The sequence below is a fragment of the Larkinella sp. VNQ87 genome, from assembly GCF_049445795.1.
In the GTDB taxonomy this organism is placed as follows: Bacteria; Bacteroidota; Bacteroidia; order Cytophagales; family Spirosomataceae; genus Larkinella.
The window spans coordinates 239,863-252,682 of sequence record NZ_JBMSDT010000002.1 but is presented as its reverse complement, the minus strand read 5'-3'; the positions used below and the strand labels follow the sequence as shown (position 1 = coordinate 252,682).

10 protein-coding genes and 1 riboswitch are annotated in these 12,820 nt (G+C 53.0%); of the genes, 7 read left to right on the top strand and 3 right to left on the bottom strand.

Going from position 1 to position 12,820, the window contains the following annotated elements; all coding sequences use genetic code 11:
• The first annotated feature begins 173 nt into the window (after positions 1-173).
• From ACO2Q8_RS03600 to ACO2Q8_RS03570, 7 genes are all read left to right on the top strand, one after another.
• Positions 174-2,036, top strand: a complete 1,863-nt coding sequence (locus tag ACO2Q8_RS03600; RefSeq protein ID WP_423343413.1) for a carbamoyltransferase — start codon at positions 174-176, stop codon at positions 2,034-2,036.
• Between the two features lie 42 nt (positions 2,037-2,078).
• Positions 2,079-3,221 (top strand): SGNH/GDSL hydrolase family protein, encoded by a 1,143-nt coding sequence (locus tag ACO2Q8_RS03595; protein WP_423343412.1) that lies wholly within the window; start codon positions 2,079-2,081, stop codon positions 3,219-3,221.
• 31 nt (positions 3,222-3,252) lie between these two features.
• Entirely contained in the window at positions 3,253-3,402 is a 150-nt protein-coding gene (locus ACO2Q8_RS03590) for a DUF5989 family protein (RefSeq protein WP_423343411.1), read from the top strand.
• 18 nt (positions 3,403-3,420) lie between these two features.
• Positions 3,421-3,783 (top strand): SxtJ family membrane protein, encoded by a 363-nt coding sequence (locus tag ACO2Q8_RS03585; protein WP_423343410.1) that lies wholly within the window; start codon positions 3,421-3,423, stop codon positions 3,781-3,783.
• Between the two features lie 82 nt (positions 3,784-3,865).
• Positions 3,866-3,973, top strand: a riboswitch (SAM riboswitch).
• Positions 3,974-4,083: 110 nt separating this feature from the next.
• Positions 4,084-7,863, top strand: a complete 3,780-nt coding sequence (gene metH / locus ACO2Q8_RS03580; RefSeq protein WP_423343409.1) for a methionine synthase — start codon at positions 4,084-4,086, stop codon at positions 7,861-7,863.
• 138 nt (positions 7,864-8,001) lie between these two features.
• Positions 8,002-8,355, top strand: coding sequence for a PadR family transcriptional regulator (locus tag ACO2Q8_RS03575; RefSeq protein ID WP_423343408.1), 354 nt, complete (start codon positions 8,002-8,004; stop codon positions 8,353-8,355).
• Positions 8,356-8,388: 33 nt separating this feature from the next.
• On the top strand, positions 8,389-8,913 hold the full coding sequence (locus tag ACO2Q8_RS03570) for a hypothetical protein (protein WP_423343407.1): 525 nt from the start codon (positions 8,389-8,391) through the stop codon (positions 8,911-8,913).
• A 102-nt stretch (positions 8,914-9,015) separates the two neighbouring features.
• Here ACO2Q8_RS03570 and ACO2Q8_RS03565 read toward each other — a convergent pair whose 3' ends face one another.
• The 3 genes from ACO2Q8_RS03565 to ACO2Q8_RS03555 all read right to left on the bottom strand — a co-directional run bounded on the left by ACO2Q8_RS03565 (position 9,016) and on the right by ACO2Q8_RS03555 (position 12,807).
• Positions 9,016-9,645 carry a response regulator gene (locus tag ACO2Q8_RS03565; RefSeq protein WP_423343406.1) on the bottom strand — a complete coding sequence of 210 codons (630 nt, stop codon included), beginning with the start codon at positions 9,643-9,645 and terminating at the stop codon, positions 9,016-9,018.
• Between the two features lie 47 nt (positions 9,646-9,692).
• Positions 9,693-11,615, bottom strand: coding sequence for a polysaccharide biosynthesis protein (locus ACO2Q8_RS03560; protein WP_423343405.1), 1,923 nt, complete (start codon positions 11,613-11,615; stop codon positions 9,693-9,695).
• Between the two features lie 124 nt (positions 11,616-11,739).
• Positions 11,740-12,807, bottom strand: a complete 1,068-nt coding sequence (locus tag ACO2Q8_RS03555; protein WP_423343404.1) for a hypothetical protein — start codon at positions 12,805-12,807, stop codon at positions 11,740-11,742.
• Positions 12,808-12,820 lie beyond the last annotated feature (13 nt).

The following is a 12,820-nucleotide window of genomic DNA, read 5'->3' as shown; positions in this document are numbered from 1 at the left end:
AAACGCTTACATTGAGCGTTTCAATGCGGGGTCGACGCGAAGTGAAGCCACCGCCGACTAAAAAAATCAGTTGAATTTTCACGGAATCTTATAGAAAATTAGAAAATAAATAATATGAGTTTGAAAAAGCTCTCACTATAATTAGCTTTGGATACGAATATACCCACACTTGTATGACCATTTTAGGAATCTCAGCTTTTTATCATGATTCGGCGGCAGCGTTGATTGAAGATGGACGTATCGTGGCGGCTGCTCAGGAAGAACGATTTACCCGCAAAAAACACGATCCCGGTTTTCCCGCCAACGCCATCGCTTACTGCCTGGAATACGGCGGAACTACAATTAACACGCTGGATGCCATTGTCTTCTACGATAAACCCCTTTTGAAATTCGAGCGTCTGCTGGAGACGTATTATGCCTTTGCTCCGCGTGGGCTAGCCTCGTTCCTGACGGCGATGCCGGTTTGGATGAAGGAAAAGTTATTTTTGAAGCGGCTCATTCGGGATGAACTGAAAAAAATCGGTTATGACACGAAAAGACCGGTAAAACTACTCTTTCCGGAACACCACCTCTCTCACGCAGCCAGCGCCTATTACCCGTCCGCTTTCGAAAAAGCCGCCATCCTCACCATCGACGGCGTGGGGGAATGGGCCACGGCTTCCATTGGTCTTGGCGACGGCAAAAATATCACGATTCTGAAAGAATTACGGTTTCCGCATTCGCTGGGACTTTTGTATTCTGCTTTCACCTATTTCCTGGGTTTTAAAGTCAACTCCGGAGAGTATAAGCTGATGGGTCTGGCACCGTATGGCGATCCGCACTCGCCCGATATTACCCGGTACGTCAGCGTAATTAACGACAAACTGATCAGTGCCAAAGAAGACGGCTCAGTCTGGCTTAATCAGGCGTATTTTGATTACGCTACGGGGCTGCGAATGGTGCATGAGAAAAAATGGGAAGAACTGTTTGGCATGGCGAAACGGAATCCGGAAGATGAACTGAAAGCCGAGCATTGTAACCTTGGTTTGGCGATCCAGATCGTAACGGAGGAAATCGTGATTAAAATGGCCCGCGAAGCCCAGCGGCTTACCCAAACCGAGAACCTGGTGCTGGCGGGGGGAGTGGCGCTCAACTGCGTTGCCAACGGAAAGCTCCAGAAATCCGGTATTTTCAAAAACGTCTTCATTCAACCCGCAGCCGGTGATGCCGGTGGTGCATTGGGCGCAGCGCTGGCGGCTTATCATATTTATTTCGGGAAAGAACGGGTCGTGAATTACCAGAATGACGCGATGGAGGGCTCGTATTTGGGGCCGACGTTCTCCGACCTGGATGTAGAACTGATGGCGAAAAAATACAAAGCCGTTTATACCCGATACGATGACTTTACGACACTGAGTGAAGACGTTGCGAAGTTGCTGGCTAGTGAAAATGTGATTGGTTGGGTGCAGGGACGGATGGAGTTTGGGCCCCGGGCGCTCGGCGGACGCAGTATTTTGGGCGATCCGCGCAGCTCGGAAATGCAGAAAAAACTGAATTTGAAGATCAAATACCGGGAGTCGTTCCGGCCGTTTGCGCCTTCGGTGCTTGCCGAAGATTGCCATCAATATTTTGATTACGACGGTATTTCACCGTACATGCTGCTGGTGCATCCGGTCGTGAAAGCGCGTCGAAAACCGCTCCCGGCTAACTACGACAGCCTGCCGCTGCGGGATAAACTGTATCATCTGCGTTCCGATTTGCCGTCGATTACCCACATCGATTTTTCGGCCCGAATTCAGACCGTTCACCGCGAAACCAATCCGCGCTACTGGCAACTGATTGACGCGTTCAAGAAGCTGACGGGGTATAGCGTCATCGTCAATACCAGTTTTAACGTGAGGGGCGAGCCGATCGTGTCGACGCCCAATGATGCCTACCGCTGTTTTATGCGAACGGAGATGGATTATCTGGTCGTGGGAAATTACGTATTCGACAAAAAACAACAGCCTGAGTGGGAGGAAAAAGATAACTGGAAAGAGGAGTTTGTGCTGGATTGATGGGGTTTATTCCATTGCATTTGTTTGATTAAGTAAGCACATATGTCAAAGGTCATCAGTAGTCTCTTCCGGCTTGCATTGCTGGGGTTCCTAATCGTGTTCGTATATTTCCCGGACCGGCTGAAAATTACCTTCCAATACCCGCACTATACCATTTTCGACAACGCGTATATCCGGGTCGCCAAAGCTTTTCTGCTGGTGCTCGTTCTGATCGAGGTTTTGCGGATTTTCTATTACGGCATTATTAAAAACGCCCGTGTCCCGAAATGGCTGGGCAATGCGGCTACCTTGCTCGTACCGCTGCTGGGGTTGCTGGTGGTACTCGAAATCAGCTTCATGTTTGTCTCACAGAGCCATGAGGGCGGGTTGACGCTGGCATCGCATATCTGGTTTGAACGATATTGGCCTCCGGTCAACGCGGCCGGATACCGGGATGTCGAACACACCGATACAACCGGCAAGAAAAAGATCCTTGTGGTCGGCGATTCCTACACCGCCGGTCACGGCCTAAAAAAGGTCGAAGAACGATATTCGAACGTTCTGGCGCAGAAATTGGGTGCTCAAACGTACATCGTTTATAACCTAGGGGTATCAGGCTCGGACACGCGCGATGAGTACGATCGTCTCCAGAAGTTCGGCGTCAAACCGGATTTGATGGTGCTGCAATATTTTCCAAACGATATTGAGAAAGTGGCACGGGATTTTGGTGTCTTTCCTGCGGTGTTTCAGCCCTTCAGTGACCTTCCGGGGCCGCTCCGCATTCTGTTCAAAAACTCGTATCTACTCAACTATGTGTATTGGCAATTACCCCACGGGAGCGGAGTCGCGCCTTTTGAAGACTACGCGAAGAAGGTATATACTGATCCTAAAATCATGAATAGCCACCTGAGCGACCTGAGTAAGTTTATGACGTATTGCCAGGTAAATAAGATCCCGCTATATGTAGTGCTCTTTCCGTTCTCGCACAATCTGGAGAAAACGACGACGTATACCCGACCGGTGGTTGACTTTTTCCGACGGAACAACGTCCCGGTACTGGAGGTCGGCACGCTCATCAAAGACATTGATCCGGACGACCGCATTGTGGGCCGGAATGATTTTCATGCCAGCGCCATCGTTAATCAACGCGTCGGAGAAGCCCTGTTTCAACGAATAAAACCGCAAACCCTTGTTGTAAATCAATAAATTTTATTCACCTGCTATACTGTATACAAAAATGGACTTTGTTAAAGACATCTTCGGATTTTTGAGCCAGCGCAAAAAATGGTGGTTGGCACCGATTATTCTGCTTTTACTGTTGATCGGCGTCATTCTGGTGATCGGCGGTGGATCGGCGGTAGCTCCTTTTATTTATACATTGTTCTAACCGGAATTCACCGATCGTATGAGTCAGTTGGAGCGTGTCAAGGCCCAGTTGGTCATTGTAACCGGGCTGGTTGTTTTGTATTTTATTTTTAAATCCGTCTACTGGTTGTACGCTGCGGCTGCCGTGGGCGTGCTGAGTCTGTTTATTCCGGCCATCGGCAACGGCATTGTCTGGCTGTGGTTCAAACTGGCCGAAATTCTGGGTTCCATCAACGGAAAAATCATTCTGACGGTGGTATTCTGGGTCTTTCTGCTGCCGATTGCCCTGCTTTACCGGCTATCGGCTAAAAATCCGCTGTCGATCCGGCGGGCCGACGAAGGCTCCTTGTACCACGAGCGGAATCATCTGTACACGAAAGAAGATCTTGAACAAACCTGGTAAGGAATTTTTTCCGTGCGGAGCCGGTTTTTGACCTGAACGAATCGTTTTGGCAAAAACCGGCTCTTTTCTTATTTTTGTCCAACGCTTATCGAGAAAGACGGAGGGATTGGACCCGATGATGTCTTGGCAACCAGTCAGACCCCCTGAAAAAGGTGCCAAATTCCGCCCCGGCGACGGGGAAAGATAAGTTGAAAGCCTGCGCCCCGCTTCCTTTCTTCGATAAGCCGTTACGTTGTATTTGCACCTTTTTGTCATAAAGGTTGATTTACTGTGAGCAATCGCTATAACCAGTACACGAACTTGGAAAAAATTACCGACCTTCTTCAACAGCGCATCCTGCTGCTCGACGGAGCCATGGGCACGATGATTCAACGCTATAAGCTCACCGAAGAAGATTATCGCGGCACGCGCTTCGCCGACTGGCCCCACGAGCTGAAGGGCAATAACGACCTGTTGTCGATCACGCAGCCGCACATTATCAAAGAAATTCACCGCCAGTACCTGGACGCCGGTTCGGACATTATAGAAACCAACACTTTCAGCGGTACGTGGGTCGCGATGGCCGACTACCACATGGAGGAACTGGTGTACGAACTGAACTACCAGTCGGCGAAAATCGCGAAGGAAGTAGCCGAGGAGGTCACCCGCCTGAACCCCGCCAAACCCCGGTTTGTGGCCGGGGCGATGGGGCCGACCACGCGGTTGGCGTCCATGTCGCCCGACGTGAACAACCCCGGCTACCGGGCCATTACGTTCGACCAACTCGTGGAAGCGTTTTACACCCAGGTGTCGGGTCTGGTCGAAGGTGGGGCCGATCTGCTGCTGATCGAAACGATTACAGATACGCTCAACGCGAAAGCCGCCCTGTTTGCCATCGACAAATATTTTACAGACAAAGGCCAAAAACCGCTGCCGATCATGGTGTCGGGCACGATCACCGATGCGTCGGGCCGGACACTCTCGGGCCAGACGACGGAGGCTTTTCTGTATTCGGTCTCGCACCTGCCGCTGCTTAGCATCGGGCTGAACTGTGCGATGGGGGCCGAACTGCTGCGGCCGTATGTACAAACGCTGGCGAAAGAGTCGCCGTTTTTTACCTCGGCCTACCCGAATGCCGGTTTGCCCAACGAAATGGGCGAATACGATCAGTCGCCCGACGAAATGGCGGCCCAGATCGAGGGCTTCGTGCAGGACGGTTTTGTAAACATCGTGGGCGGTTGCTGCGGTTCGACGCCCGATCACATCCGGGCCATTGCCCAGGCCGTGGCGAAGTACAAACCGCGCCCGAAACCGCATCCGGAACCGTACCAGAAACTGAGCGGTCTGGAACCGTTGAAAATCACGGAACTTACCAACTTTGTCAACGTCGGGGAACGGACCAACGTAACCGGTTCGAAGGCATTTGCGCGTTTGATCAAAGCCGGAGATTATGACGCGGCTCTGGCCGTGGCCCGGCAGCAGGTCGAGAACGGTGCCCAGGTGATCGACGTGAACATGGACGAGGGCATGCTCGATTCGGTGGAAGTGATGACGACGTTCCTGAACCTGATTGCGTCGGAACCGGATATTGCGCGCGTGCCGATCATGATCGACTCCTCGAAGTGGGAAGTGATCGAAGCCGGGTTGAAGTGCGTGCAGGGGAAAGCCATTGTGAACTCGATTTCGCTCAAAGAAGGTGAAGAAGCGTTTATCGAGCGGGCCAACCTGATCAAACGCTACGGAGCCGCTGCGGTGGTGATGGCGTTTGACGAAGTGGGGCAGGCCGATAATTACGAGCGCCGGATCGAAATCTGCGAACGGGCCTACCGGATTCTGGTCGATAAAGTTGGTTTTTCGGCCCAGGACATCATTTTTGACCCCAACATCCTGACCGTAGCAACCGGCATCGAAGAGCATAACAACTACGCCGTCGATTTCATCAATGCCACCCGCTGGATCAAACAGAACCTGCCGCTGGCGAAGGTGAGCGGTGGGGTTTCCAATATTTCGTTTTCGTTCCGGGGCAACGAAGTCGTGCGGGAAGCGATGCACTCGGTTTTTCTGTACCACGCCATCAAAGCCGGGATGGACATGGGCATCGTGAACGCCGGGCAGTTGGCGGTGTACGACGAAATCCCGAAAGACCTGCTCGAACGCTGCGAAGACGTGATCCTGAACCGCCGACCCGACGCGACGGAGCGGCTGGTCGAGTTTGCCGAAACCGTCAAGGCGAAGGGCAAAGAAGTGGTGCAGGACGAAAGCTGGCGGCTCGAACCGGTGGCCGAGCGGCTGAAACACGCCCTGGTTCGCGGGATTACGGACTACATCGATCAGGATACCGAAGAAGCCCGCCAACAGTTTGAGCGCCCGATTGAAGTGATTGAAGGCCCGCTGATGGACGGCATGAACGTGGTCGGCGATCTGTTCGGCGAGGGAAAAATGTTCCTGCCGCAGGTCGTGAAGTCGGCGCGGGTGATGAAAAAAGCCGTGGCTTACCTCTTGCCGTTTATCGAAGCCAGCAAGCAGGAGGGTGCCCGGGCGGCTGGTAAAATTCTGCTGGCAACCGTCAAAGGCGACGTACACGATATTGGCAAAAACATCGTCGGCGTTGTGCTGGGCTGTAATAACTACGAAATCATCGACCTGGGCGTGATGGTGCCGACCCAGAAAATTCTGGACGAAGCCAAAAAACACAACGTCGATATTATTGGCCTGAGCGGCTTGATTACGCCCTCGCTCGACGAGATGGTGGGTGTCGCCAAAGAGATGGAGCGGCAGGGCTTCAAGATCCCGCTGCTGATTGGCGGGGCCACTACTTCCCGGATTCACACCGCCGTCAAGATCGATCCGCATTATTCGGGGCCGGTCATTCACGTGCTGGATGCCAGCCGGAGCGTGCCCGTAGCCGGTCGGTTGACGAGCGAGCAGGAAACGACGCGCGATCTGGTCTTTCAGGAAATCAAGGCCGAATACGTCAAGCTACGGGCCGATCACGCCAAACGGAAGCAGGATAAAAATTACCTGAGCATCGATGCGGCTCGTAAAAACAAAACCGCCATCGACTGGTCGGCCTTTGAGCCGGTAAAACCGCAATTCCTGGGCAATCGGTACTTCCCGGATTATTCACTGAAAGAAATCGCGGAGTACATCGACTGGACGCCGTTTTTCCAGACCTGGCAGTTGCACGGGAAATACCCCAAAATTTTCGAGGATGCCGTCGTTGGTAAGGAAGCCCAACGGTTATTTGACGATGCAAACCGGCTGTTGCAACGGGTAATTGACGAGAAACTGCTGAAAGCCAAAGCGGTCGTTGGGTTTTTCCCGGCCAACTCGGCGGAAGACGATATTCTGCTGCACGAGTTTGAAGAGATTGCCCACGAAGTGCCCTGCGAGCGGCACGGTTCGCACACGCACGTGGAGTACAAACTCAGTCGGCTGGCCGAAGCGGGTCAGGAGAAATCGGTGGGTGAATTGGTGTACGATACCAAAACCGTCCTGCATTTCTTGCGGCAACAGAACCAGAAAGCACCCGGTTTGCCCAACTTCTGTTTGTCGGACTTTGTCGCTCCGCTCGAAACCGGCCATACGGATTACATCGGCGGTTTTGCCGTTACGGCGGGCATCGGCATTGAGAAGCTGATCGAGGAATTCGAGCGGGATCACGACGACTACAACAGCATCATGATCAAGGCCATTGCCGACCGGCTGGCCGAAGCCTTCGCCGAGTTGATGCACAAGCGCGTCCGGACCGAATTCTGGCCGTATGCCGTGGGCGAAACTCTATCTAACGAGGAGTTGATCAAGGAAGAATACCGGGGCATTCGGCCCGCACCGGGCTACCCGGCCTGCCCCGATCATACCGAGAAAGCGACCTTGTTCGAACTGCTGAATGCGGGTGAAATCGGCATTGAACTGACCGAAAGTTTTGCCATGTACCCCGCTTCGTCGGTGAGCGGTTTTTACTTCTCACACCCGGAATCCCGGTATTTTGCGGTCGGGAAAATCAGCAAGGATCAGGTGCTGCACTACGCCCACCGCAAGAACATGCCCGTCGAGGACGTGGAGCGCTGGCTGGCCCCGGTTTTAGCCTACGACGCCTGATGCCCCAACCCCGCAGGGGTTTGTTGAAAAAGGGAAAACTTTCGCTCGAAAGTTTTCCCTTTTTTTATTGGATATATCGGAATCCTATATATATTTACTGGCAAGAAGAATAGGAACGAATTAGAATCAGGTAAAAACATGGAACCATCAGGTAATGAGTTTTTACGGGGTACCCTGAAAACCATCGTATTGAAACTGCTGACCGAACGCGGCCGGATGTATGGCTATGAAATTACGCAATCCGTCAAGGAGCGGACGCAGGGGGAAGTTGTGCTGACCTTCGGCGCTTTGTATCCGGTTTTGCACAAACTGCAACAGGAAGGATTATTGATCACCGAGTCGGTGGAAGTCGACGGTCGACTCCGCAAATATTATACCCTGACGCCCAAAGGAAACGAAACGGCGGTTCAGAAGGTGTCTGATTTTGAGCGTTTTGTTGAAGTAATGAAACATCTCCTCCAACCTGCTCCCGCCTTGTCGCTGGGCAATTAATCGCCGATTCGCTGGCCTAAACCTGATCTGATTATGGAAAAGCTCAACCCGCAGCAACTGGATACATTATACCGCCATCTGGTCTGGAGCGGTACGGACGAAGCCCTGTTCGAAGAACTCCTGGATCACCTGGCTTGTGAGGTGGAGCATTACATGTGGATTGGTCTTCCGTTTGAAACGGCGGTGGAAAAAGTACAGCTCGAAGCGAATGCGAAGGCCGTCAAACACCTGCGCAAAACGTACCAAATTGAGCTGACGATGAGTGAAGAGCAGCTCCGGCAGGCGAATCTGGACGACATTGTTTTTCAATTCCGGAACAAGGCCTACGGAGCCTATGATTTGCGAATGGAATACCGGAATTCACTGCGGACGGCCCTGCTGATGACGGTCGGACTGGTCCTGATGATCATGTCCCTGCTGACGAGCTTTAATGCCGGAAAATGGTCGTATCTGAGTGTTTGGGGGTTGGTCTGGATGGCTGGCCTGATCAGCTTTTCGGTGGCCGTCGGCACCTGCGTCCGGCAACGGATTCAGCAGAAATACCGAATAGCGCGGTAGAAAAACCGCCCGTGCGTCGGCTAGCGTTTGTGAGAAATACGACAGCGGCAACCCACCATTCGGCAGGGTTGCCGCTGTTCTTTTGGGTGTACGAGCGTAGGACTAGATAAGCCGGTACTGGGTGGCCAGGTCTTTCATGACCACCACATTGTCTACTTTTAACTTGTTGAAAATCCGGGCTTTATGCGTTCCAACGGTCGAGGTGTGGATATTCAGCGTGTCGGCGATGTAACTCACCGAACGGCCTTTGACCAGATGGTAGGCGATTTCCAACTCCCGGTTCGACAACAGGCCGAATGGATCCACTTCTTTCCGGAAGTGCGTATCGTCGGCCATTTGCTCCAGCAGGTCGGGACAAATGGCGAGCTTTCCCCGTAAGATGGTGTGTACAGCTTTGAGGATCTCGCCATCTTCGGCCTGCTTGCTGATGTATCCTTTTACCCCTAATTGTAAATACCGCTTGGCAAACGCATACTCGGTCATGATCGTGAAAATCATGATGGGCACATCCGGAACAATCGCCCGCACGTTTTGCAACAGGCTGAACGTGTCGGTATTGGGCATGTTGATGTCCATGATAATCAGGTCGTACACCTGATCCATGATCTTGCTGAAGGCCTGGCTGCCATTACGGGCTTCATCGATCAGAATACCGCCGTACTGTTCCTTCAACAGCAGCCGGATGCCTGAACGTACGATGGAGTGATCGTCGACTAATAAGATTTTGTACATCGTTTTTCGGAGTTGAATGGTGTTGGTCAGAGAGGATGCACCCGGTTTCAATAGTCGAGGGCTGCGAAAACCGAATTGTTGCTGATGTATTCCGGAATCAGGTGTTTGAGCGTCGCGACGAGTTGGGTGTCGGTGCCGTTCAGCAACAGATACCGTAACTGTTCGAGTGTGGCCCTCATTTCGTCCGCTTCCGGAGCCACTACCTGAGCAATCATGATCTTGGGGTGGTGCGTCGGCAGCGTATTTTCGTTATCGTTCAACAGTTCTTCGTACAACTTCTCACCCGGTCGTAAGCCGGTAAACTCAATCTGAATGTCCTTATCGACGGTGAAGCCCGACAGATGAATCATCTTCCGGGCCAGCTCGACGATCTTCACCGGTTCGCCCATATCGAAGACGAAAACTTCACCGCCTTTGCCCATCGCTCCTGCTTCCAGCACGAGCTGACAGGCTTCCGGAATGGTCATGAAATACCGGATGATATCGGGATGCGTGACCGTTACCGGCCCGCCCGACTGAATTTGCTGGCGGAAAACCGTGACGACCGAGCCATTGGAACCCAGCACATTCCCAAACCGGGTGGCAATAAACCGGGTTTGGCGCAGGGCCGGGTCCGGGTGGTTCAGACTCTGCACGTACATCTCGGCCAGGCGTTTGGTGGCCCCCATGACATTGGTCGGGTTGACGGCTTTATCGGTTGAGATCATGACGAACGTTCGAACACCAAACTTCAGTGAGAGGTCGGCCACGATCTGCGTTCCCAGGACGTTCACCCGGACGGCTTCGTAGGGGTGTTCTTCCATCAGCGGAACGTGCTTATAAGCGGCCGCGTGGAAAACGACAATTGGCCGGGTTTCCCGGAAAATATGCCGCATCCGGAATTCGTCGGAGATGTCGGCCACTTTCACGACGATATTGACCCGGCTGGCTTGTTTCTGAAACTCCCGACGCAGGTTAAATTCCAGGTCAAACAGCGCCGATTCGGCCTGATCGACCAGCACGATAGTGTGCGGACGTTGGCGCAGCACCTGACGGATCAGTTCAGAGCCGATGGAACCGGCGGCCCCGGTGACCAGGATGACCTGGTTGTTAAGCTGCTGGCGCACAGCTTTGTTGTCGAGCCGGATGGGTGAGCGGCCCAGCAAATCCTCAATCCGGATGTCGCGGATCTGGAAGGCGTTCAGTCGTCCATCGATCCACTGTTCGACCGTCGGGATGGTTTTGACCGGGACGTGGTATTGCAGAAAAAAATCGGTCATCTCGGTTTTTTTCTGAGGGCTGATGGCTCCCATCGCCAGCAGGACCTGCGGGGGAGTTGCCTGCTTCCGGAGATAACGCTGATAAGCTTCCTGCCGTGAAACGACGGGCAGGCCCTGAATGACTTTGTGAATCTTGTACGGATTGTCATCGATGAAAGCCAGCACGGTGTATCGCTGAGTCGGGTCCTGCGCCAGCGCATTGTGGGTGAGCAGACCGGTTTGCCCCGCTCCATAGATCAGAATGGGTTGTTGCGGTACCTGACGGGTGGTGGCCCGCAGATGCCAGTAAAACGTTTTGACCAGCAGGCGACTTAGGGATAAAACAACCAGCGCACAGCCGTAATCGATCATCAAAATCGATACCGGAACATAGTATACGCAATACCCTGTCTGCCAGCCGAGATAAGTCCCGAAGGCAGTGAGGGCATTGCTGAGCGTAACGGCATAGAGCAGCAGCAGGATGTCTTCCAGACTGGTATGCCGAATGATTCCCTGGTGGGAGCGGAACAGGACAAAGAACAGGCCACGCAGGCTGATGGTCATACCCAGACAGTATGCAAAATAGTCCGCTGGAATGGCGTTGACCTCAAAATTGAATCGCAACAGGAAGGCGATGGCAAAGGCTCCAATGGAAATAAGCAGATCGGCCAGCAAGACAAAATAGCTGGAGACGATGCGGTTGGAGTGGCGCTTCAGGTAATCCTCGATCATCACGGCGTCATCATTAGGTGGATAGGCTATGACATATTTTTTGGCAACAGGCGGCCCGGTATCGCTACTTCGGGCGATAGACAGACGGTTTCCGCTTGTGGCTTGTTCGGACGGAACAAATCCATTATTGTACCGCGACCTTCACGGATTTGAGCCCGGTCAGCGAGGTGTTCTGCAACGAGATCAGGTAGAGGCCCGTGCGCAGGCTAGCTCCCGAAAAGGTTACGGTATTCCGGCCTTTTTGCAAGATGAGCTGCTGTTTGCCGACGGCCCGACCCTGAAAATCATACAGAACGACGTTGGCCTGGTTGGATAGCGTCTCGTCGCCGTAATCGACGTAAGCCCGGATGGTTCCGGCCGTAACCGGATTGGTGGCCAGCTTCAACTCGATACCGACATAACCATCCAGCACGAGCGAACGAATCTGGCTGAATTCGAACTTGCCATCGCTATCGACCTGTCGCAAGCGGTAGTAATGAACCACCGACGGATCCGGAAATTCCTGGGTAAACCGGTAGTGGTGCGTTTGAAAGGAGGTGCCATGTCCGGAGACTTTGCCCAGCACGTCAAAGTCGCGGGCGTTGGTCGAGTGCTGTACTTCAAAGTAGGCGTTGTTCTTTTCTGAAGAAGTCACCCACTCCAGCACCGCGTGTTTATTGACGGCTTTGGCCGTAAACGACGCCAACGTGACGGGCAGGGGAGTAGCGCCAACGGAAGTCTGCACATTGGACGCGTTGTTTCCGGGCGTATTTTCCTGAATGGCCAGGGCGTTGGCTACTTCAATGTCAGCCTGAAGAATAACGTTTCCAGCGGTCTGAGCGACGGCTACGGTATTCAGATCAATCGCCACGGCCCCCGTCGGAATCGGCGCTGAATTGACCAGACTGACCGAGGTAGATGTCGAACTTTCTATCGCAAAGGACGCGTTCGACTGAAGGGATACAAAGTTGACAAAACTGTTTAAGGTAACCACCACCCGGATAGCGCCCGTAGGAATCGTTGGGGCCGATAAGTTTTGAAAATTAACCGTCAACGTCCCCGGATCGCCGGGTCCGGCAAAAACGGTTACATCATCCGGGTTGGTGGTGATCAAAAAGATGTTCGTTGACGCATCGACAACGACCTGGGCTTTCGCATCTCTTTTGATAAGCAAGAGAGGTAGGAGCAGAAAAAGGACAGATATGCGCTTCATAGCCTGTTTGTAA